A 20,337-nucleotide genomic window follows, 5' to 3' on the forward strand; every position below is an offset into this window, starting at 1 on the left:
GGGGCGGCCTTGCCGGCCAGGGCGGCCCGGCCGATCGCCCGGGCGGCGAGGCGGCGGTCGCCGACGGCTGTCGCGGCGGCCTCGTCGGCGGTGCGCTCCAGGGCGTAGCCGAGCGGTTCCCGCAGCGCGCGCAGGGCGGGGTGGAGCAGGGCGGCCAGTTCGGCGGCGGCGAGGAGATGGTGATGGCGGCCGCGCAGGTGGGCGCGTTCGTGGGCGAAGAGGGCCTCACGCTCGGCCGGGTCCAGGGCCCGCAGCATGCCGGTGGTCACGACGATCCTGCCGGGACGGCCGGGCAGTGCGTACGCGTCGGGGTGGTCGTCGGACACGACCGCCAGTTCCTCGTCGGCGCCGCCGGCCTGGGACCTGGCGCGGTGCAGATCGGCCCGGTGCCGGCGGACGGCGGTCACGAGAGCGGCCGCGCGCCAGGCCAGCAGCCCCGCGGCGGCGGTGGCGGAGGCGATCACCACGGTGGGCTCGCCCGACGTCAGCGGCCTGACGAGGTCGCCGAGGACGGCCACGACCGGCAGATACGACGCCCCCGGGACGACCAGCAGGGCCAGTGCCGCAGTACTGCAGGCGGCCAGGCCGACCGCGGTCGCGGTGAGCAGCCACACGGCGTGGCGCGGGGACAGCGCGGCCGCGACGCGGCGCGCCGCCGGTGCCGCGATGAAAGGCATGAGCAGCGGCAGCCACACGATGTGGTTCATTCGGCACCTCCCTCCAGAAGGCTACGCAACAACTGCTCGTCCTCGTCGCGGAGCTGGGAGACGAATCGTGCGAGGACGGTGCTGCGGTCCTCGTCCTTCTCCAGCTCGGAGTGCATACGGCGGGCGGTCAGGCCCGCCGCGTCCTCGGTGGGGGTGTACGCGTATCCGCGGCCGGAGCGCCTGCGGGTGACGCTGCCCTTTTCGTACAGGCGGGACAGGATCGTGGTGATCGTCGTACGGGCGAGGGAGGTCCCGAGGGCCTGCTGCACCTGGCCGGGCGTGAGCGGCTTACCAGCGGTCCAGAGGGCAGCCAGGACACTGGATTCCAACTCTCCGGCCGGTCGGCGCTCCGCGCCCGAGTCAGTCATGGGGAACGCTCCTCCCACATTTGGCGTCTACAGTGGAGTAGACCGTCTACTTCACTGTAGTCAATCGGGTTGTCGCACAACGCAACTCGGCACAAAACAACCCTGTCCTGTGTCCGCCCCTGCCCACCATTATGGGAGCAGCCCACCATGCTCGTATCCATGCTCACGGCAACACCGCAGGCCGTGAACGTCCTCGACGCGGGGTCACTGCTCTCCGCGTTCGGCGCCCTCGGCATCGCGGTGGTCCTCTTCGCCGAGACCGGCCTCCTGGTCGGCTTCTTCCTCCCCGGCGACTCCCTGCTCTTCACCGCAGGGCTGCTGTGCGTCCCCGGCGTGCACGGAGCGGTGCACCTCTCCCTTCCCCAGGTTCTCATCGCCGCGGTGGTGGGCGCCCTGCTGGGAGCGCAGGCCGGTTACTGGATCGGCCGGCGGGGCGGCCGGGCACTGCTGGCCCGCAGCCGGGCCCGAAAGCTCCAGGAAGGCGCGGCCCGCGCCGAGGAACTGCTCGAGCGCTACGGCCACGCCAAGGCGATCGTCCTGGCGCGCTTCGTACCGGTGGTACGTACCGTGCTCAACCCGATGGCCGGCGCCCTGAACGTCCCCGCCCGGGTCTTCACCATCTGGCAGATCGTCGGCGGCACGGTCTGGACCGTCGGTCTGGTGCTCGGCGGTTACGCCCTCGGCTCGTCCGTGCCGAACGTCGACCGCTACCTCCTGCCGATGGTGGCCGTGATCGTGGTGATCTCCCTGCTTCCGCTGGTCATCGAAGTCATCCGCTCGCGCCGCGCCCCTGGGGCCCCCAAGGCTTCCGACGTCTCCGAAGCCTCCGAGAGGGCACCGCGCTGATGCAGCTCGCTTTCGCCGGCAGTTCGGTGGACGGCGGCCTTTACACCTGGGTCACCCATCTGGCCCAGCGCTCGCCCGGCTGGCTCGACTCGGCCGTCTCCTTCTTCTCCACCTACGGTCTCGCCATCTTCGCCGCGCTTCTGGTCGCGGCGTGGTGGCGGGCCCGGGCGGCAGGACCTGCGAAGACCGCCATAGCGCTGGCCGCGCCCCTGGTGGTCGTCGTGGCCTTCCTCGCCGACGACGCCTTCAAGTCGGTGGTGAGGGAGCAACGGCCCTGCCAGACCCTGCACACCGTGACGCTGGAGGCATGCCCCTCGCTGGGGGACTGGTCCTTCCCGAGCAACCACGCCGCCATCGCCGGTGCTGTTGCCGTCGCCATCCTGTTCGCCGACCGACGGCTGGCGGCCGTCGCCGGCATCGCGGCGGTGCTGATGGCGGTGTCCCGCGTGTGGGTCGGCGTGCACTACCCGCACGACGCCCTTACGGGCCTGGTCGTGGGCGCGGCCGTCGCCTGGCCGCTCATGGTGGCGGCCCGGCGCGGCGCTCCCCTGGTGGAGCGGCTCGCCGACACCCGCCTGCGCCCGCTGGTGGCGGCCCGGTGAGCCGGCCGGCGCCGGAACTCGTCAGGGCCCGCCGCGTGTCGCCGCAGGTTCTGACCGCCGCGACCTGCGCGGTGCTCTTCACCGTCCTGGCGGTGATCATCGCAAGCCGGAACGGCGCGCCGTTCGGCTTCGACCACTCGGCGAACCTCTGGGCGGCGGACCACCGCCTGCACGCCGCCACGACGGTGGCCAGAGCGGTGACCGCGACCGGCACCGGGGTCTTCCCCTACGTGTGCGCCGTCGTCGCCGGGGTCATCGCCGCCGGCCGCGATCTGCGGCGGCGGCTGTGGGCGGCGCTGATCGCGCTGGTCGTCCTCGGTCTCGGCCAGGCCATCCGCTACAGCCTCATGCACGCGATCGGCCGCCCCCGCCCGCCGATCGCGGACTGGGCCACGTACGCCTCCGGCTTCGCCTTCCCTTCCGGCCACAGCACCACGTCGGCGCTCGCGGCCGGGCTGCTGATCTGGGCCGTCGTCCACGCGGTCCGGCCGGGCGCGACCCGTAACGCCGTCGTCGTGGTGCTGGTCTGCTGGGCTGTCGCCGTCGGGCTGAGCCGGATCTACCTCGGGGTGCACTGGGTGACCGACGTGCTCGGCGGATGGCTGTTCGCCGCGGCCTGGGTATGCCTGTGCGCCGCCGTGGTGCCCCGCCTTCTGGCGCTGCGCGGGCAGCCCGGCAGCACTGGTCAACGTGACGACGGGCAGTAGCGTGATGCCGTGGCACGCATCGTGATCGTCGAGGACGACGTCGCCATCGGGAGTCGGCTCGCCGCGACGCTGCGCGGGCTGGGCCACGACACCGACTGGTGCCGCGACGGGGCGGAGGCGCTGGACCGCGTGGCCCGCGAGCCGGCCGAGCTGGTGCTGCTGGACCTCGGGCTGCCGGACACCGACGGCTTCGAGCTGTGCCGGCGCGTGCGGGAGCGGCTGCCCGGCGCGGTGCTGGTGGTGCTGACCGCCCGCACCGACGAGATGGACGTCATCCAGGCACTGGAGTCGGGCGCCGACGACTATCTGACCAAGCCGTTCCGCCTCGCCGAGCTCCAGGCCCGGATCGCCGCCCACCTGCGCCGGGCCCGCCCCGCTGGCAAGGGCGCCTCCGTACGGATCCGCCACGGCGCCCTGCTCATCGACCGGGCGGCCAGGCGCTGCTTCGGCCCGGAGGGCGAGGTGGAACTGCGGCCCCGCGAGTTCGACCTGCTGTCCCGGCTGGCGGCCGCCCCCGGCCAGGCGGTCAGCCGCGAGGACCTGATGAACGAGGTCTGGGACGAGAACTGGTTCGGCCCAACCAAGACCCTGGACGTCCACGTCGCGGCCCTGCGCCGCAAGCTGGGCGACCGGCTGCGCATCACCACCCTGCGGCACTTCGGCTACCGCCTCGAACCGCCCCCGGAGCACTGACCGTGCGCCGCCGGATCCTGCGGGCGACCCTCGTCGCGGCGGTCTGCGCGGTGCTGCTGTTCGCCGTACCGCTGGGTGTGGCGACACTGCGGCTCTACCAACAGGACGAGCTGCGGGAGCTGCAAGAGCTCGCCGACCGGGTGGCGGTGAGCGTCCCGGCGGGCGTACACGCCTCGGGTGACCCCGTGGAGCTGCCGCCCGTCGAGTCCGACACCGTCGTCGCGGTCTACGACGCCGGGGCCCACCGCGTCACCGGCACCGGCCCCGCCACGGGCGACGGCCCGGTGCGTACCGCCGTCGGCGGCGCGGGGTCCTCGCGCCGGATCGGCGGTCGCCTGGTCGTCGCGGTGCCGGTGGGTTCCGGCGAGCAGGTACGGGCGGCGGTACGCGTCAGCGCCCCGTCGGGCCAGCCCCTGCACCGGGCGGCGCTCACCTGGGCCGGCATGCTCGGCCTGGCGGCGGTCGCCGTCGGGGTCGCCGTGCTCCTCTCCGTACGGTCCAGCCGCCGCCTCGCCCGTCCCCTGGAAGCACTCGCGGCGACCGCCGTACGCCTCGAAACCGGCGACCTCGAAGCCCGGGCGGCCCCCTCCGGCCTCCCCGAGGCCGACGAGGTCGCCACCGCGCTCAACCGCGCCGCCGAACGCATCGACCACCTCATGCGCCGCGAGCGCGCCTTCAGCACGGACGCCTCCCACCAACTGCGGACCGCGCTGACGCGCGTACGGCTCGAGCTGGAGAGCGCGCCGTCGGACCCCGATCCGTACGAGGCCATCCGCGCCGCGCTCGAGTCGCTGAACCACATGGAGGCCACCCTCGCCGATCTGCTTGCTCTCGCTCGCGACGTACCCGAAGGGGCGCCGCTCGACATCGGCGCCCTTCTCGCCGAGACCGAGAGCCGCTGGCACGGCGAGCTGGCCGCCGGGGGGCGCCCCCTGCGGATCGTCGCGGACGACGGCCTGCCCGAGGCGGTCGGCTCCGCTCGGGCCGCCCGCCAAGTGCTCGACGTCCTGCTTGCCAATGCCGCCGTCCACGGCCAGGGCGCCGTCACCATCCGCGCCCGCGACGCCGCCGGGGTCCTGGCCGTCGACGTCGAGGACGAGGGCCCCGGCCTCCCCGACGACCGCGACCTCTTCGACCGCCGAAGCCCCGTCCCCGGCAGCGCCAACGGCCACGGCATCGGCCTCGCCCTCGCCCGCTCCCTCGTCGAAGCGGAGGGCGGCCGCCTGTTCGTCTCCCGGCGCGCTCCGCGTCCGCGCTTCACGTGGCTCGTGGCGAGCGAGAGCGAACCGCGTCACTGACCTGGGTTGTTTCCCCCACCCCGCCTCTGCCCGATTGTGGACGCCGCCCTCGCACTGCTCGGCCCCAGGGGGCCTCACAGGCTTCGGGACGGCTGCGCCGAACTCTCCCCCTCCGCCGTGCCGGGGGCGCCGGTCTGTGGGGCTGGGGTTGTTTCCCACACCCCGCCCCTTCCCGAAACCAGGGCGCTGCCCTGGGCCCGCTGGGGGAGTGCCCGGCTGAATACACGGACGGCCTACCCCCAACCCGGGGGTAGGCCGTCCTTGGGATGGTCCCCTTACAACTCGCGGAGTTCCGTGAGTGGGGGGCGCCGGGCGTGCCGGGCGGCGGCCCAGGCGGCCGCGGCGAGGGCGGCGGCGACGGCGACGGCGAGGGAGACGAGGTAGGTCCAGGGGACGGCCAGATGGGCGGGGGGTGGGTCGAAGACGCCGGAGAGGACCTTGACGAGCATCTGGGACAGGGCCCACCCCAGGACCGCACCGGCGGCCGCACCGGCGACGGCGACCAGGGCGGCCTCGCTCCAGACGAAGCCGGACAGTTGCCGCCCCCGGGCGCCCAGGACGGAGGCCAGGGCGAGGGTGCGGCGCCGTTCGGCGAGGCCGAGGGCGAGGACGAGGCCGCCGGCCGCCGCGCCGATGACGAGGGCGAAGCCCAGCTCGACCCGGGTGAGGCCGCCGAGGTCGACGGCGGTGAGGCTGGAGCCGACGACTGTGCGGGTGGAGGTGAGGTCGGTGACGTGGGCGGTCGGGCCGAGGGTGGACCGGACGTGCGCGGCCACCGTCTTCTGCCCGGTGCCGCCGGTGTCGACGAGGAGCGCGCCGATGGCGTTGTCGCCGGTCGCCTTGGCGACGTACGACGAGTTGGCGACGAGGAAGCTGTCCTTCGGCGCGGTCGGGAACTCCTTCACCACGCCCGTGAAGTGGAAGGAGACGGGCTCCAGTTGGTGGGTGCGGGCGTTCTGGAGACGCAGGCGGACCTGGTCGCCGGGGTGGAGCTGGAAGTCCTTCGCGGTCTCGGCGCTGACCAGCAGTCCGTCCGGCTGGCCGGCCAGCCGGTTCATGAGCTGCTGGGCGGTGCCGCCGGAGAAGTAGGCGTCCTGGAGGCGCCCGGCTGCGACGACGCTGGAGGGCTGGACCCCGTACAGGTCCTGGAGGTCGGCGCCGACGTACGCGAAGCGGTGCTGCAGTGGCTCGACGTGCTTGACGCCGGGCAGGGCGGCGACCTTGGCCGCGTCGGCGGGGCCGCTCGCGGAGCCGGCCGCCTCGGTGACGGTGACGTCGGCGCCGTTGGTGAGCACTGCGTCCGCCAGGGACTGCTGGCTGTACGTGGAGTTGAAGACCGCCGTGGAGGCCGCGAAGGCCGCCGCGAGGCCGAGCAGCACCACCGCCCGAACCACCGTGCCGCGTTGCCGCGACAGGCTGGCTGCGACGGTGCCGGACAGGGCGCCCGCAGCCGGGCGCAGCAGCCGGGCCAGGACGGGCCGGCCGCGCCGCAGCAACAGGTCGACCAGGAGCCAGGCCACCAGGGCGCCGCCCAGCCAGAGCAGGGCGGGGCCGGCGAAGGCCCAGTAGTCCACCGACAGGGCGGGGGTGCCTTCGGGGGCGAGGACGAGGGCGTAGTTGGTCCCGCTGGTGATCCGGAAGACGATCAGGGAGACCGCCAGCATTCCGGCCGCCAGGGCCCACCAGGCCGTCCGGGGCACGTGGCGGCGTTCCACCGCCGTCCGCCCGGACACGATGGTGGCGCTCTTGAGGTCCCGCCGGGCGGGCACCAGGACGGTCGCGCCCGCGATGACCGCGCCCACGACGAGTGCGGCGGGCGCCCAGCCGGCGGCGAAGCTCCCGGACGAGCCGAACGCCGTACGCGACAGCACTGCCGCCAGGCCGAGACCCACGGCGCCGCCGACGGCGGCCACGACGACCGCCTCCACGGCCGCGAGGCCCAGCAGCCGGCCGGCGGTCGCGCCACGGGTACGCAGCAGCGACTGCTCCCGGCGCCGGCGTGCGGCCCCGGCTCCGGCGACGGCCGCGGTGAGTGCCCCGGCCAGCAGAGCGCCGGGCACGCCGAGGAAGAGGAAGAGCAACTGGGCGTAGAGCGCGTCGGAACGGGCCGCGCCCAGCACCGCCCCGAGGTTGTCGCCGATCTGGCCCGCGCCGGTCAGCTTCACCTCGGTGTTGTGCGCGCTGCCGGTGGCCACGCTGTACGCGGCGGCCGGGTCGTGCGGCTGCGCGTGGCTGCGCAGCGCGTGGACCTGGTAGCTGACGAGGTCAGGGCGGGCCTTGGCGAGCGAAGCGAGATGGGGGTACCCCCGGACGGAGTCCGGGGGAGGGTCGAAGGCCGCGTGCCAGTTGGCCTGCGGCAGCAGTACGACGTTGTCCGGGGGCGCGGACGCCTGTGACTGCGAGGGTGCGCCGACCTTCTGGAAGAGCGAGTCGGCGAACGGCAGGTCCACTACGCCGTCCACCTTCACCTGGACCGGCGGCAGTCCGCCCGCCCGCCCGATGGTCACGGTGTCGCCGGGGGCTGCGTGCAGGTTGGCGGCGGTCTGCTGGGCCAGCAGTACGCCGTTGGCGCTGCCGGCCAGCACCCGGATCTCGCCGGGGAAGGCCGACTGGTATCCGGCCGGGATGCCCAGCACCTTGCCGGGCCCGGTGGCCTGTGAGGTGCCGCCGGTGGTCGCGCTCAGGCCGCTGGTGTCGGCGTACCCGACCGGCAGCGCGGCCCGGGTGCCCGAGGTGTGCTGGACGGTGTTGAGGACCGACCGCGCGTCGGCGCCGGTCGCCACCTGCACCTGCCAGTCCACCGAGACCCCGCGTACGGACTGTGCGGTCATGGTCGCCCGGGTCGTGCCGAGGAAGCCCCCGAGCGCGGCCAGCAGCGCCACGGCCATGGCCACTCCGAGCGCGGTTCCGAGCAGTCTGCCGCCGCGCCGCCGTAGCAGCCCGGCCAGCCAGATCCTGAGCATCACGCTCCCCTTTCCGGGACCAGGCGCCCGTCGGCCATGTACCAGCGGACGTCCAGCTCGCGGGCGACCCGTGGATCGTGTGTGGTCAGTACAACCGCGGCGCCCAGCTCCTCGGCGGCGGCCAGCAGTACGGCCAGCACCTGGCGGCCGGTCTCGCGGTCGAGCTGTCCGGTCGGTTCGTCGGCGAGCACCAGGCGGGGCCCACGGGCCAGCACCCTTGCCACGGCGACGCGTTGGGCCTGCCCGGCCGACAGCTCGTCGGGCAGTCGGTCGGCCAGGGCGCCGAGGCCGAGGGTGTCCAGGGCTGCCAGGGCGCGGGCGTCGGCCTCGCTGTCGGGTACGCCGTCGATGCGCAGCGGAAGCGCCACGTTCTCGGCGGCGGTCAGCGGCGGCAGCAGGCTGGGGCCCTGGAAGATGACCCCGATGTGCCGGGCGAGGATGCCCTCCGGAAGCCCCGGGTGGGTCACCTGGCCGGCGGTCGGGCGGTCCAGGCCCGCCATCAGGTGCAGCAGCGTGGACTTGCCGGACCCGGAGGGCCCGACCACGGCGATCCGTGCCGCGGGCGGCACCGCGCAGCTCAGGCCGTGGATGGCGACGACCGCCCCCGTCCCCTTGCCGTACGTACGGGCCGCGTCCTCGCATCGGACGAGGGATTCGGCCATCACACCCACCGCCCGTCACGCAGTCGCAGTACCCGGTCGGCGGCGGCTGCCACCGCCCGGCTGTGGGTGACCACGACGATCGCTGTCCCGTCGTCGGCGCGCTCGCGCAGCAGCACCAGCAGCCGCCGCTCGGTCTCCCGGTCGACCTCGCCGGTCGGTTCGTCGGCGAGCAGTACCTCCGGCGCGTTGGCCAGGGCCACGGCGAGCCCGGCCCGGGCCGCTTCACCGCCGGAGAGCTGACGCGGCAGGGCGCCCGCGCGGCCTGCGATGCCGACCCGTTCCAGCAGCTCTTCCGGCGGGGAGGTGGCGGTCTGCCGTGCCAGGCGCTGGACCAGCGCGATGTTGTCCCGCACCGTCAGGTGCTCCAGCAGATTGCCCGACTGGAACAGCACCCCGATGTGCCGGGCCCGCACCATGCCGCGCTCCCGCTCGGCCCGGTGGCTCAGCCGCTCACCGGCGATCCGGACCGCCCCGCCGTCGGGCTCGTCGAGCCCCGCCAGGCAGTTCAGCAGCGTGGTCTTGCCCGACCCGGACGGCCCGGTCACGGCCACGATCTCGCCGCGCTGCACCTCCATGCTCACGCCCTGCAGGGCGAAGGTCTCCTCGTCCCCGGCCCGGAAGAACCGGTACAGGGTCTGCGCGCTCAGTGCCGCGGTCACCGGGGGCGCCGGGGCCGTTGCGGTATCCATCACGACCACCGGAAGGAGTCGGTGACGGTACGCCACGGGTCGACGTTGTCCGCGTTCGAGGCACCGGACAGGGTCAGCACGACCTCGCCCTTCCCGAGCTTGTAGAACACGTACCGCTGCACATCCAGGGTCACGCTCTTACCCGTGACCTGGTCGGGCGGCGAATCGGCGTGGTACTCGGCCAGCACCGCGCTCCCGCCCATGCGCTGCACGACGCTCACGTTGACCAGGCTGAAGCCCTTGCTCTTCGCCTGAATCGCCGGGATGTCGGTCGTACGGACGGACTGGACCGTCGGCACCGACGTGGCCGCGACCTGTTCGACGCGCACGCTGTTGTACTTGTCCGCGAACACCGTCGCCGAGCCCTGTGTCGTACGCGACCAGCCCTCGGGCACCTTCACCGTGTACCCGCCGCCGGACGGCGACCACGGGACGTACACCTGCGTATCCGGGATGTCCCCCGGTGGATTCGTCTCCTTCGGCACCCCCGACGGTGACGGTGACGGTGATGAGGACGAGGACGAAGTTGATGACGAGGACGACGAGCAGGCCGCGGCTCCGGCTCCGGCTCCGGCGACCAGGACAAGCCCGGCCGCGGCGGAAGCGAGTGCACGACGCATCGGACGCCACCTCCCAAGACGTGGGCGGTGTGGGCACCGCCGCTGTCTCCGACGCTAGAAACCGGCCGAACAGCGCCGGCCCTGCGTGAGGTAAGCGCGCGGTTAACAGCAGGTCATGGAGATCAACAGCTGGCAAAGGGGCATAGGCCGCACAGAGTTTGCTGTGGAAGGGTGCGTGCCATGGCAACAGGTCAACTCCACCAGCACGGCACGCACCGAATCGTCCGGCACGCGGCGAGCAAGGTCCCCGAAGTCACCGTCTACTTCTGGATCATCAAAGTACTGACGACCGGCATGGGCGAAACGGCCTCGGACTTCCTCGCCCACCTGCTCGGCCCCGTCCCCGCGGTCGGGCTGGGTGGCGTGGGGCTGGTGGCGGCCCTGGTGCTTCAGCTGTCCATGCGGCGGTACGTGGCGTGGATCTACTGGACGGCCGTCGTCATGGTCAGCGTCTTCGGCACCATGGCCGCCGACATCCTGCACGTCGGCCTGGGCGTGCCGTATCTGGTGTCCACCCCGTTCTTCCTGGTGGCGCTGGCCGTGGTCTTCGCGGCCTGGTACGCGAGCGAGAAGACTCTCTCCATCCACAGCATCCACACCCGCCGCCGCGAGCTCTTCTACTGGGCCGCCGTCCTAACCACGTTCGCCCTCGGCACTGCCGCCGGCGACCTCACCGCCATCACCCTCGGCCTCGGCTACTTCGGCTCCGGCGTCATGTTCGCCGTCGTCATCGCCGTCCCGGCCCTGGCCCACTGGCGTTTCTCCCTCAACGCCATCCCCGCCTTCTGGTTCGCCTACATCGTCACCCGCCCCCTCGGCGCCTCCTTCGCCGACTGGATGGGCGTCTCCTCCCAGCGCGGCGGCCTCGCCCTCGGCCTGGGCCCCGTCACGCTGTACTGGACGATCGCCATCCTCGGCTTCGTCGCCTACCTGGCGGTGTCCCGCAAGGACGTGGCGACCGCGGAGTCTTGACGTCCTCCCCCGCCTGAAGGGGGGATTCCCTCCCTGGCGTCCGCTGGCGGCTCGCCTTGAGTCGGGTTCCTGTTTCATCGGGTGATGCCCTCCGCTTGCGCGGAGGGTCTTACTTACCCTCCGCAGGCGTTTTGGGTCTCCGCACGTCCTGCGGCGACCTTGTGTCCTTCGGTCTTGATGTTGCGCGCGGCGTTCACATCGCGGTCGTGGGTGGTACCGCAGCTGGTGCAGGTCCATTCCCGGACGTTGAGGGGCTTGGGGCCGTCCTTGAATCCGCAGGCGGCGCACAGTTGCGAGGAGGGAAAGAACCGGTCTACGCGGGCGAAGGCGGTTGCTGCTGCCCCTGGCCTTGCGGCTCAGGTCCTGCTGCGCCTTGCGGAGCTTCTTCTCCGCGCGGCGGAGGAACTTCGGGGACGCGATCTTGCGGCCGTCGGACAGGACCGCGAAGTGGGTCAGCCCCAGGTCGATGCCCACCTGGTCCGTGGTCTCCGGCAGTACCTCGGAGCCGTCCGTCTCGATGATGAACGACGCGAAATACCGCCCGGCCGCGTCCTTGATGACCGTGACCGACGACGGTACGGAGGGCAGGGAGGCGCCCCACCGTCGACCGTCCGGCAGTACATCGAGCAGCAGAACCGTCCGCTCCAGTCCGCGGGGCAGAGCAATTCTCAGAATCGCTTCACCGCCGGGCCCGGTGCACTGCGATTAATCCCGGTAGCGGGTCGTGGACAGCAGACGAGGCCTTCCACCCAGGGGTGGAAGGCCTCGTCTCGAACAGCTCGGTCGGGTCGGCCCGGCTTACGAGGTGATCGCGACCGGAGCGTCCCAGGCGCTGCGGTCGACGGTGATGGTGTAGCCGCCGCGGGTCTCCTTGCTGTTGACCAGGTACTGGTGGCCGCGCTGGTGGTGGACCCACCATGTCGACTTGTACGGCCAGTCGGTGGTCGTGGTGTTGACCTTGTCGTAGTACGCGTACCAGATGGCGTCCGGCAGGCTCGTACGGTCCGGGTCGTTGGCGACGGCGGAGGCGCTGGTGCTCTTGAAGCCGTAGAACCCGGCGTAGTAGTTCTTCGCCTTGACGGCCTTGTTCCAGGCGTGGACGTAGGTCAGGACGGCGTTGACGCATGAGGTGTTGGTGATGTCGTACGCCTCCATGTCCAGGTAGACGGGGCTGCCGGCCTTCATGCCGAGCGCGGACGCCTTCGCCACCGCGTCCGCGCCGTCCGTGGCGCCCAGCGATGCCGCGGTGGACGCGGTGAGCTTCTCCGGGCTGCTGCTGGTCTGGCAGGGCGGCTGAGCGCCCACGTACAGCGGTATGAGCTTCCAGCCGGCGGTGCTGACCGACTTCACCCACGCCGACGTCAGGTTCGGCTGCGAGCAGCCCCGGTTCTTGCCGCCGACGTAGACGGCCGCCGCGCCGTAGAAGTTCGAGGACTTCCAGGCCTTCATCGCCGACAGCGACGGGGCTGTGCAGGCGTCGAAGGCGCGCCCGGAGTACGTCACCGCTGCCGGCCTCCCCGTCGTCGTGGTGGCGGCCTGGGCCGTCAGCGCGCCTCCTACCAGCAGGGTCGCGCCCGCGACCGACCACGCGACATACCGCTGCCGCTTCGACAACCGATGACGGGACATCCCCACCCCTTACAGGAAAACGAGCTCCGGCTCCGGAGCAGACGCACCCTAGCCGAGCCCGGGATCATCCCCGCAGCCGGGGCCGTGGAAATGACAGGATGCTGTGCTATGACCGACGACATACGTGATCCGGAGCTGCCGGGCCGACTGCTGCTGACCGAGCGCGACGCCCTGATGCCGCTGCTCCGCGACACTCCGGACGATGCCTTCACCCTCCGTACGGCCTGCCCGGACTGGAACGTACGGCAGGTGCTCGCGCACTGCGGTGCGGCCCTCATCCGTATCGTCGAAGGCCGGCTGGAGCGGGGTGTCTTCTCTCCCGACTCCAATGCCGCCGATGTCGCCGAACGCGACAACTGGCCGCTCGGCCGCGTCCTGGACGAGCTGGAGCGCGGCTTCACGGAGGCCGGGCCGGTCATCGCCGCGCGCAGCGACGGGCTGCTGGACCTGGTCGCGCTCGGGGAGTGGGTGCACGCGGGCGACGTACGGGAGGCGTTCGGGGTGCCCGGTGCCTATGCGGGGGAGTCCGCGGACGCGGCCCTCGCCCTGCTCGCCGTCGCCGGCCGCAGGCGCAAGACGCCGCTGCTGCACGTCTTTCTCCCCGACCGGAGCGCGCCGCTGGCCATCGGGACCGCGCGCGACGGGCGGCCCGCTGCCCGGCTCACGACGGACGTACCGACCTTGATCCGGCTCTTCGCCGACCGGCCGCTCGTCGGCGCACGCTACGAGCTGACCGGAGCGGAGAGGACGGAGCTGCACACCTTCGGCTGAGGGCAGGCCGAGGGCAACAGGGCTTGTGCGAGACTTCGATGATGCCTTCAGAGACGATCACCGCGGCTGCCGCGGGCACCTGGAAACTCGGCGGCCTGACCGTCAACCGCGTTGGATTCGGCGCGATGCGCCTGACGGGCAGTGCCGCCTTCGACCTCGGCACGCCGAGCAACCGGGAGCGGTCGATCAGCGTGCTCCGGCGCGCGCTCGAACTGGGCGTCAATCACATCGACACCGCCGCGTTCTACTTCTCGTCGCTGCGCTCCGCCAACGAGCTGATCAACCGGGCACTGGCCCCGTACGCGGACGATCTGGTGATCACCACCAAGGTCGGTCCGGGCCGCGATCCGTCGGGTAAGTGGTGGTGGGCCACGCCGGAGCAGCTGCGCGGCCAGGTCGAGGAGAACCTGCGCCAGCTCGGCCGCGACCACCTCGACGTGGTGAACCTGCGGACCGACGGAAGGGGTTCGATCGCCGAGCACTTCGGTGCGCTGGCCGACCTGCGCGACGCCGGCCTCATCCGTCACCTGGGCGTTTCCGGGATCAAGGCCGGACACCTCGCCGAGGCACAGGCCATCGCGCCGGTGGTCTGCGTGCAGAACCGGTACGGCATCGGTGACCTGCAGCCCGACTCCGAGGACATTCTGCGGGCCTGCGGTGAACAGGGCATCGCCTTCGTGCCGTTCTTCGCGATCGCCGGCGAAGGACGCCTAGCGGGCGCGAGCGGCACCGACAGCGACGACGTGCTCGCCATTGCCCGCGCGCACGACGCGTCGGCGGCGCAGATCCGGCTGGCGTGGACGCTGCACCGCGGGCCGCACATGCTGGCCATCCCGGGCACCGGCAATCCGGACCACCTCGTCGAGAACGTGGCCGCGGGCGCGATCCGGCTCACGGACGACGAACTGGTTCGCCTCGAAGCCCTTCACCGGGGTCAGGCCGGATAGGCGTGCGTCTGGGCGGCCTTGACGGTGGCCCAGACGGAGGCGCCGGTGTGAAGCCCGAGTTCGGCGACGGCGGCGGTGGTGAGGTCGGCGGTGAGGGGGAGTTCGCCGGTGAGGTCGACGCGGATCTGGTCGCCGTGGGATTCCAGGCCGGTGATCTCGCCCTGCCAGGCGTTACGGGCGCTGGAGTCGGGGCGGTCGCGGTGCAGGGTGACGGCGCTGGGCGGGAAGGCCACGAAGACCGGGCCGGTGAGGTCCTCGGTGGTGGTGATGTGCGGGCCGGCGTCAAGGCGGACCGCGTGGCCGTCGGCCCGGCCCTGGTAGAGGTTGAGGCCCACGAGGCTGGCGATGTAGTCCGTACGCGGATGACGGGCGATGTCGGCCGGGGTGCCCTCCTGCACGACCCGGCCGCCCTCCACGACGACGAGCCGGTCGGCGAGCACCATGGCGTCCAGCGGGTCGTGGGTGACCAGGACGGCGACGGCCTCGAAGGCGGCGAGGTGGCGGCGGAGTTCGGCCCGTACGTCAAGGCGGGTGCGGGCGTCCAGGGCGGCCAGCGGCTCGTCCAGGAGCAGCAGCCGGGGGTGCGTGGCCAGGGCGCGGGCGAGGGCGACGCGTTGGGCCTGACCGCCGGACAGCCGCCGGGGCTTGGCGCCCGCGTGGTCGGCCAGGCCCATGCGGTTCAGCCAGTCGGCGGCGTGGGCGCGGGCGGCGGCCTTCGGCATGCCGTGGCAGCGGGGGCCGAAGGCGACGTTGTCTAGGGCGGTCAGGTGCGGGAAGAGCAGGTAGTCCTGGAAGACGACGCCCACGGGGCGCGCCTCGGGCGGGGTGCCGTCCAACTCAGCCCCGTCCAGGCACAGATGGCCGGCGCTCAGTGGCGTGAGACCGGCCAGCGCACGCAGCGCGGTGGTCTTGCCGGCGCCGTTCGGCCCGAGCAGGGCCACGACATCGCCGGGGGCGGCGGCAAGGCACAGGTCCAGGTTGAAGCCGCCCCGGTCGACGACGAGGTGGGCGTCCAGACCGGTCGTGGGCGTCGTCGGCGTCGTGGCCGTCATGGCGCGGCCATCCAGCGGTCGCGCAGCCCGGCCAGTACGGCGATGGAGACGGCCAGCAGCACCAGGCTCAGCGCGATGGCGGCGGCCGGGTCGCTCTGCAGGGCGAGGTAGACCGACAGCGGCATCGTCTGCGTACGGCCCGGGAAGTTGCCGGCGAAGGTGATGGTCGCGCCGAACTCGCCCAGCGCCCGCGCCCAGGCCAGTACGGCCCCGGCGGCGACGCCCGGCGCGATCAGCGGCAGCGTGACCCGCCGGAAGGCGGTGAACCGGGAGGCCCCCAGGGTCGCGGCGGCCTCCTCGTACCGCGCGTCGGCGGCCCGCAGCGTGCCCTCGACACTGATGACCAGGAAGGGCATCGCCACGAACGCCTCCGCGACGACCACGCCCGCCGTGGTGAACGGCAGGGTGATCCCGAACGCCGAGTCCAGCCAGCGCCCGACGACCCCGTTGCGGCCCAGCGCCAGCAGCAGCGCCACGCCGCCGACCACCGGCGGCAGCACCAGCGGCAGCGTGACCAGCGCGCGGACCATGCGGCGCCCGGGGAAGCTGGTGCGGGCCAGCAGCCAGGCCAGCGGCACCCCCAGCACCAGCGACACGGCGGTCGCCGCCGTGGCACAGACCAGCGACAGCCGCAGCGCCTGCCAGACCTCGGTGCTGGTCAGCTGCTGCGGCAGGCTGCGCCACGGGGCGCGTACCAGCAGGGCGACCAGCGGCACCAGCAGAAAGGCCAGGCCCAGCAGGGCGGGCAAGAGCAGCGGCAGCGGGGCCCGGCCCCGGCCCCGTCCCCGCCCGCGCGCACGCGAGCGGGGACGGCTCTCCACGACCTCCGCCGTCACGGGTTTCACGGCTTGAGGAAGCCTGCCGTGGTGAGCACCTTCTGGCCCTCGGCGGACTCCACCAGCCCGATGAACGCCTGGGCCGCCGTGGCGTTGGGGGCGTTCTTGAGCGCCACGATCGGGTAGTCGTTGATGACCTTGGACGACTCGGCGAACTCGACACCGGCGACCTTGCCGGCCGCGGCCTTCACATCGGTCTTGTAGACGATGGACGCGTCGACCTCCTTCAGCTCCACCTTCGTCAGCGCGGACTTCACGTCCTGCTCGTACGAGACCGGCGTGAGCTTGAGACCCGCCGCGGTCAGCGCATTCTGCGCGGCGGCGCCGCAAGGCACCGTCTTCGCGCACAGCGCGACCTTCAGCCCGGACTTGGTGAGGTCCTTGAGCGAGCTGATCTTCTTGGGGTTGCCCGGCAGAGCCGCGATCTCCAGCTGGTTGCGTACGAAGGTGACCGGGGTGCCCGTCGCGTCCTTGGCGTCCGTCACGATCTTCATCGTCTTCGGGCTCGCGGCGGCGAAGACGTCGGCCGGGGCGCCGGAGGTGATGCTCGCCGCCAGCACGTCGCTGCCGCCGAAGTTGAACTCGACCTTCGTACCCGGGTACGCGGCCTCGAACTCCTTGCCCAGGGTGGTGAAACTCTCCTGGAGCGAGGCGGCGGCGAAGACCGTCACCGTCCCGGAGAGCTTCGTCGACGGGGACGCCGAGGGGGAGTCCGAGGCGCCGGCCGGGGTGTCGGAGGAGGACGAGGAGGAGCAGGCGCTGAGCGTCAGCAGCACCGCAGTGCCCCCGACGGCCAGCTGCAGGGTCCGGCGGCGCGCGGAACGGATCATCACAGGGTCTCTCCCTATCTGCCGCGCCAGATGCGCGGATTCGCGGTTCTTCCACGACCTGTCCGGTACGTGCCCGTGTGACGATCATAGTGTCGCATCTGCAAGTACCGAGTCTGTTGTCACATTGCATAAGCCCAACGGTTCGAGGAAGGCACATCGCTTGTGCCTTCCTCCGAGTAAATCCATGCCAGGGTGAAGCATCTGCGCCCTGGAATTGCCTGGATGGATGGCATATGCGCAATGCTGGTCATATTTTCCTTGCTCATGCGGCATGACTGACCGCCGTAGAGGGAATCACCGAGAGGCCGGCAGGAAGCACCTTCGGAGGTGGAGCCCGTGAGCAGTCCCCTCGCAGGACTTGTCCTGGCCGGTGACATCGCCCATCCCGCCCGGCTCACCGTCCGGGATCCTTGGTAACCCAGCGGCCGCCACGTTTCGCCGTGCGTGTGCGACCTGGCCTGGGTCGTCGGGCAGGCGTAGAAGCTGGTCTCCCACCACCTGCGGCAGTTGCCCACCGCCGGACTGGCCGCCTCTCGCCGGGACGGGCGGCTGGTGATGTACGGGCTCACCGACCGCGGCCGGGCACTGACCGGCGTCGCCCTCGCGCCGGCCGCCGCCGCATCTCCTTGGGATCCGGAACGCAACACGACCACAACCGGGCAGGCCGCCCACAAGAAGGCGGGATCGGCGCCCCTGAACATCTGGCGCTGCTCGGCGATGGAGCCGACGACGGTCTGCAGCAACGAGCCCTTGTAATCGGCTCCGAAGGTCCCTTCCTCGATCTCGCGCACGACCTGCTCGATCCCGCGCCGGATGGACCGGAAGTTCTTGACCCGCTCCTCCCGCAGGAACCAAGAGCGGTACGTGCTGCTCGGGTCGGCCCGCCAGCGCTCAATGAGCGCCTGCACAGCGTCATGGTCCAGATTGAGCACGGCGGCGGGAGCGGCTGACGAGGAGGAGACTGTCCCAGGTACGAATTGGGGCATCGGACTTCGCGGTTCGCCCCGGCGACGAGGGTCTGGTCACCAGCCTGCTGGACCACCGCCTTCCCCGCCCATCAACTGGCCACGGCCTATCACCAGCTGCTGGCCGGTCTTATTTGCCGGTGCCCGCCTCGTCCGTCGTGCCGGCGAAAGGCACGGTGAGACAGGCGAGCCGCGCCCCAGCCATTCCTGCCTTGCCGTGCTTCGTCGCCGTCCCGTGCTCGTGGATGACCACGGACCGCGCCGCGCCCGGCCGGAAGCGCCAGTCGTGCCGGGATTCGGCGGTGGCATGGCCCCGGACGTCGGTCGTGAAGTCCAGCCACACCTCGTTCTCGGAGTTCGCGTAGGCGGGGTCGGTGGAAGGCTGGTGCGGGTCCTTGACGTTCTGGTAGTGCGGCCCCGAGGCATCCGGGGTGCGGCCACACTGCTTGGTGTGCACATGCGCGCCATACATACGGTTCGGGAGCAGCCCGCTCACCTGGAGCCGAACGCTGGTGGTCGCGCCGCCGACGCGCCCGCCCACATGCTCGACAACGGAGATGCGAGCGCCCACGGGCACCTTCTTCGAGTCGTACGTCAGCGGTTTCGACGGATGGAACGGCGAAGGCGGCACGAACCGCCCCTCCGCCTTCACCGTGCGGGAGCCGTCATACGCGAATGCCGCTGTGGTCGGCACCGCGAGCATTGCTGTGACGGCGAGGGCAGACGCTTTGCGAAGAATCCTCATGAGCGGTCTCCTTCGACGAAGGTGATGGAGGAGTCCAGCGTGGTGGAGGGTGGCGGTCCCACCGTACCGGCCGGCGATTCCGCGCCACGTTTTCAAGGCGTCCGTTGGAGTGAAGCGGTCGAGCAGGCGCCCTCCCCTACATCCCTACAGCGGCTGGCGCACCGGTGACGCCGGCCGAAGCGTTGTGCCCTGGAATCCTGAAGCCCTTCCGGATCCGGCCGACCGGACGTACACAGTCACCGGCGGCAACGCTGGCACCGGCTGTCTCATCTCCGAGCAGGGCCGGTAGTCGTTGTGAGCAGGGGCGGCGGCGGTGGCCGCCGTACCGGACAGGACCGCCAGCGAGACGACCGCGGCGGCCAGGGCCTTCTTGAAGCGTGACTCTTCATGATTCTCCCTCTCCAGTGCCGGAATTTTTTCAGGCATTCAATTTCAGCCGCAATTCAGTGGCCATGGAAACCGTCGAGGAGAGTCAATCAATAGATGCCCGGGAGTATTTCGCTGGCGCACCGCCTGTGCGATCACCGCACAGTCCTATGGTATCAATTTTGCCGCGAATGAATCGCCGGTTTTCCGTCCAATGGGTGCGGGAATGCTCGAGGGGACAAACTCCACGAACGCATCGTTCGCCATACAGAAGGGGGCGGGGATCAATGGGTCACCAGGATTCCAGAGATACGCACGCAGAAGACGGAGGCGAGGCCCGTGTCGTGCACGTGCCCCGAAAAGCCGGCTGCGAGCAGCCGTGGCTGACGCCGGAGGACGTGCGGGGGCAGGTGTTCACCACGGTGCGCCTGCGCGAGGGCTACGACCTGGGCGAGGTCGACAGCTTCATGGGGCGGGTGGAGTCCGTCATGTCGGCGCTCGTGCGGGAGAACGCGGGGCTGCGCGAGCAACGGGAAGCGGCTGTGCGCGCTGCCCAGCAGACGCTGCCATCCCGCAACGGCAGCGCGGAACGCCTTATGGCCATTGCGCAGAAGGTGGCCGACGAAGCGGTCGCCGAGGCGTCTGAGAGGGCCGAGCAGATCGTGAAGGAGGCCGAGGCCCGCGCCTCCTCGATCGAACGCCAGGTCAGGGACCACACGGCCGGGATCCAGCGTGAGGTCGGCGGCCTGCACGAGTTCGCGGCAGAGTTCTTCGGTCGGCTGCGGGCGCGCCTGTACGAACAGCACCAGGCCATCGAAGCGGAGCTGAGCCGCCTCGACGCCGGCCGCCAAAGCCCCGACGCGGAACCGGGCCTTGGAGAGGCGACGGTGCCGCCGCAGATGTCTCATCCCGGTGTCTGGCGCAGTGCGCCCGTCGACGGGCACCGGGTAGTCAGCGAGAACTGGGCCTGACCCTCCGCGGCCCCACCGTATTCCACGCCCCAAAAACATCGCAAAAGACGACTGGATGGTTCACTCATTCATTCCGTCGCGCAGTCGGTGATTATTCC

At 71.7% G+C, this 20,337-nt stretch carries 21 protein-coding genes and 1 pseudogene; 9 read left to right on the plus strand and 13 right to left on the minus strand.

The genetic code is table 11. The features are described from left to right. Window positions 1–707: M48 family metalloprotease (locus tag EFK10_RS18835; protein WP_127356856.1), on the minus strand; the 707-nt coding region annotated here is incomplete at its 3' end. Continuing rightward, entirely contained in the window at window positions 704–1,075 is a 372-nt protein-coding gene (locus tag EFK10_RS18840) for a BlaI/MecI/CopY family transcriptional regulator (RefSeq protein WP_127356857.1), read from the minus strand. The genes EFK10_RS18835 and EFK10_RS18840, both read right to left, overlap by 4 nt. Before the next feature lie 159 nt (window positions 1,076–1,234). On the opposite strand from EFK10_RS18840, the gene EFK10_RS18845 reads away from it, so the two are divergent. Genes EFK10_RS18845 through EFK10_RS18865 form a run of 5 tightly spaced genes read left to right on the plus strand, consistent with a single transcriptional unit; the run spans window position 1,235 to window position 5,221 of the window. Beyond that, window positions 1,235–1,921: a DedA family protein gene (locus EFK10_RS18845; RefSeq protein WP_127356858.1), complete on the plus strand. Its 687-nt coding sequence runs from the start codon at window positions 1,235–1,237 to the stop codon at window positions 1,919–1,921. Beyond that, window positions 1,921–2,523 (plus strand): phosphatase PAP2 family protein, encoded by a 603-nt coding sequence (locus tag EFK10_RS18850; protein WP_127356859.1) that lies wholly within the window; start codon window positions 1,921–1,923, stop codon window positions 2,521–2,523. The genes EFK10_RS18845 and EFK10_RS18850 overlap by 1 nt, the downstream gene beginning before the upstream one ends. A gap of 35 nt (window positions 2,524–2,558) precedes the next feature. Continuing rightward, window positions 2,559–3,230: a phosphatase PAP2 family protein gene (locus EFK10_RS18855; RefSeq protein ID WP_127356860.1), complete on the plus strand. Its 672-nt coding sequence runs from the start codon at window positions 2,559–2,561 to the stop codon at window positions 3,228–3,230. A 9-nt stretch (window positions 3,231–3,239) separates the two neighbouring features. Further along, window positions 3,240–3,923: a response regulator transcription factor gene (locus tag EFK10_RS18860; protein ID WP_127356861.1), complete on the plus strand. Its 684-nt coding sequence runs from the start codon at window positions 3,240–3,242 to the stop codon at window positions 3,921–3,923. Between the two features lie 2 nt (window positions 3,924–3,925). Further along, the gene (locus EFK10_RS18865) at window positions 3,926–5,221 is read left to right on the plus strand and encodes a HAMP domain-containing sensor histidine kinase (protein ID WP_127356862.1); all 1,296 of its coding nucleotides are present in this window, start codon (window positions 3,926–3,928) and stop codon (window positions 5,219–5,221) included. A gap of 275 nt (window positions 5,222–5,496) precedes the next feature. Here EFK10_RS18865 and EFK10_RS18870 read toward each other — a convergent pair whose 3' ends face one another. From EFK10_RS18870 to EFK10_RS18885, 4 genes are read right to left on the minus strand one after another with little or no spacing between them, the layout of a single operon-like run. After that, window positions 5,497–8,184: an FtsX-like permease family protein gene (locus tag EFK10_RS18870; RefSeq protein ID WP_127356863.1), complete on the minus strand. Its 2,688-nt coding sequence runs from the start codon at window positions 8,182–8,184 to the stop codon at window positions 5,497–5,499. Next, on the minus strand, window positions 8,184–8,846 hold the full coding sequence (locus EFK10_RS18875; RefSeq protein WP_127356864.1) for an ABC transporter ATP-binding protein: 663 nt from the start codon (window positions 8,844–8,846) through the stop codon (window positions 8,184–8,186). Before EFK10_RS18875 ends, EFK10_RS18870 begins: the two co-directional genes overlap by 1 nt. Beyond that, window positions 8,846–9,535, minus strand: coding sequence for an ABC transporter ATP-binding protein (locus tag EFK10_RS18880; protein ID WP_127356865.1), 690 nt, complete (start codon window positions 9,533–9,535; stop codon window positions 8,846–8,848). Before EFK10_RS18880 ends, EFK10_RS18875 begins: the two co-directional genes overlap by 1 nt. Then, the gene (locus EFK10_RS18885; RefSeq protein ID WP_240677310.1) at window positions 9,535–10,020 is read right to left on the minus strand and encodes a hypothetical protein; all 486 of its coding nucleotides are present in this window, start codon (window positions 10,018–10,020) and stop codon (window positions 9,535–9,537) included. The genes EFK10_RS18880 and EFK10_RS18885 overlap by 1 nt, the downstream gene beginning before the upstream one ends. 315 nt (window positions 10,021–10,335) lie before the next feature. Between EFK10_RS18885 and EFK10_RS18890 the strand changes: the two genes are divergently transcribed. Next, a complete protein-coding gene (locus EFK10_RS18890; protein ID WP_127356866.1) occupies window positions 10,336–11,127 on the plus strand; it encodes a COG4705 family protein in 792 nt (263 codons plus the stop codon). 113 nt (window positions 11,128–11,240) lie between these two features. On the opposite strand, the pseudogene EFK10_RS18895 reads toward EFK10_RS18890, so the two are convergent. Together EFK10_RS18895 and EFK10_RS18900 are read right to left on the minus strand one after the other, a co-directional pair. Continuing rightward, window positions 11,241–11,730 (minus strand): annotated as a pseudogene (locus EFK10_RS18895) (zinc ribbon domain-containing protein); the annotation flags it as partial. Window positions 11,731–11,925: 195 nt separating this feature from the next. Next, entirely contained in the window at window positions 11,926–12,756 is an 831-nt protein-coding gene (locus EFK10_RS18900; protein ID WP_127356867.1) for a glycoside hydrolase domain-containing protein, read from the minus strand. A gap of 108 nt (window positions 12,757–12,864) precedes the next feature. Here EFK10_RS18900 and EFK10_RS18905 point away from each other — a divergent pair, with 108 nt between their 5' ends. Both EFK10_RS18905 and EFK10_RS18910 read left to right on the plus strand, forming a co-directional pair. Then, complete coding sequence (locus EFK10_RS18905; RefSeq protein ID WP_127356868.1) at window positions 12,865–13,527, plus strand: maleylpyruvate isomerase family mycothiol-dependent enzyme; 663 nt, start codon at window positions 12,865–12,867, stop codon at window positions 13,525–13,527. A 41-nt stretch (window positions 13,528–13,568) separates the two neighbouring features. Next, window positions 13,569–14,474, plus strand: coding sequence for an aldo/keto reductase (locus tag EFK10_RS18910; protein WP_206305504.1), 906 nt, complete (start codon window positions 13,569–13,571; stop codon window positions 14,472–14,474). Here the strand turns inward: EFK10_RS18910 and EFK10_RS18915 are convergent. The 5 genes from EFK10_RS18915 to EFK10_RS18940 all read right to left on the minus strand — a co-directional run bounded on the left by EFK10_RS18915 (window position 14,462) and on the right by EFK10_RS18940 (window position 18,902). Then, complete coding sequence (locus tag EFK10_RS18915) at window positions 14,462–15,526, minus strand: ABC transporter ATP-binding protein (protein WP_127356870.1); 1,065 nt, start codon at window positions 15,524–15,526, stop codon at window positions 14,462–14,464. The genes EFK10_RS18910 and EFK10_RS18915 overlap by 13 nt on opposite strands. After that, on the minus strand, window positions 15,523–16,362 hold the full coding sequence (locus EFK10_RS18920; protein ID WP_127356882.1) for an ABC transporter permease: 840 nt from the start codon (window positions 16,360–16,362) through the stop codon (window positions 15,523–15,525). Before EFK10_RS18920 ends, EFK10_RS18915 begins: the two co-directional genes overlap by 4 nt. 5 nt (window positions 16,363–16,367) lie before the next feature. After that, window positions 16,368–17,192 (minus strand): molybdate ABC transporter substrate-binding protein, encoded by an 825-nt coding sequence (modA, locus tag EFK10_RS18925; RefSeq protein WP_127356871.1) that lies wholly within the window; start codon window positions 17,190–17,192, stop codon window positions 16,368–16,370. Between the two features lie 119 nt (window positions 17,193–17,311). Continuing rightward, window positions 17,312–18,124 carry a hypothetical protein gene (locus tag EFK10_RS48735; protein ID WP_206305505.1) on the minus strand — a complete coding sequence of 271 codons (813 nt, stop codon included), beginning with the start codon at window positions 18,122–18,124 and terminating at the stop codon, window positions 17,312–17,314. A 163-nt stretch (window positions 18,125–18,287) separates the two neighbouring features. Then, entirely contained in the window at window positions 18,288–18,902 is a 615-nt protein-coding gene (locus EFK10_RS18940; RefSeq protein WP_127356872.1) for a superoxide dismutase family protein, read from the minus strand. A gap of 749 nt (window positions 18,903–19,651) precedes the next feature. On the opposite strand from EFK10_RS18940, the gene EFK10_RS18945 reads away from it, so the two are divergent. Continuing rightward, window positions 19,652–20,239 (plus strand): DivIVA domain-containing protein, encoded by a 588-nt coding sequence (locus EFK10_RS18945; protein ID WP_407647100.1) that lies wholly within the window; start codon window positions 19,652–19,654, stop codon window positions 20,237–20,239. Window positions 20,240–20,337 lie beyond the last annotated feature (98 nt).

It is taken from the genome of Streptomyces soli (genome assembly GCF_003999195.1).
Classification (GTDB): Bacteria; Actinomycetota; Actinomycetes; order Streptomycetales; family Streptomycetaceae; genus Actinacidiphila; species Actinacidiphila soli.

Excerpts from the sequence above, each read along its gene's own strand:
- EFK10_RS18840 (WP_127356857.1), bottom strand. The coding sequence starts at position 1,075 with ATGACTGACTCGGGCGCGGAGCGCCGACCGGCCGGAGAGTTGGAATCC.
- EFK10_RS18845 (WP_127356858.1), top strand. The coding sequence starts at position 1,235 with ATGCTCACGGCAACACCGCAGGCCGTGAACGTCCTCGACGCGGGGTCA.
- EFK10_RS18850 (WP_127356859.1), top strand. The coding sequence starts at position 1,921 with ATGCAGCTCGCTTTCGCCGGCAGTTCGGTGGACGGCGGCCTTTACACC.
- EFK10_RS18870 (WP_127356863.1), bottom strand. The coding sequence starts at position 8,184 with ATGCTCAGGATCTGGCTGGCCGGGCTGCTACGGCGGCGCGGCGGCAGA.
- EFK10_RS18875 (WP_127356864.1), bottom strand. The coding sequence starts at position 8,846 with ATGGCCGAATCCCTCGTCCGATGCGAGGACGCGGCCCGTACGTACGGC.
- EFK10_RS18880 (WP_127356865.1), bottom strand. The coding sequence starts at position 9,535 with ATGGATACCGCAACGGCCCCGGCGCCCCCGGTGACCGCGGCACTGAGC.
- EFK10_RS18890 (WP_127356866.1), top strand. The coding sequence starts at position 10,336 with ATGGCAACAGGTCAACTCCACCAGCACGGCACGCACCGAATCGTCCGG.
- EFK10_RS18900 (WP_127356867.1), bottom strand. The coding sequence starts at position 12,756 with ATGTCCCGTCATCGGTTGTCGAAGCGGCAGCGGTATGTCGCGTGGTCG.
- EFK10_RS18905 (WP_127356868.1), top strand. The coding sequence starts at position 12,865 with ATGACCGACGACATACGTGATCCGGAGCTGCCGGGCCGACTGCTGCTG.
- EFK10_RS18910 (WP_206305504.1), top strand. The coding sequence starts at position 13,569 with ATGCCTTCAGAGACGATCACCGCGGCTGCCGCGGGCACCTGGAAACTC.
- EFK10_RS18915 (WP_127356870.1), bottom strand. The coding sequence starts at position 15,526 with ATGACGGCCACGACGCCGACGACGCCCACGACCGGTCTGGACGCCCAC.
- modA (WP_127356871.1), bottom strand. The coding sequence starts at position 17,192 with ATGATCCGTTCCGCGCGCCGCCGGACCCTGCAGCTGGCCGTCGGGGGC.
- EFK10_RS18940 (WP_127356872.1), bottom strand. The coding sequence starts at position 18,902 with ATGAGGATTCTTCGCAAAGCGTCTGCCCTCGCCGTCACAGCAATGCTC.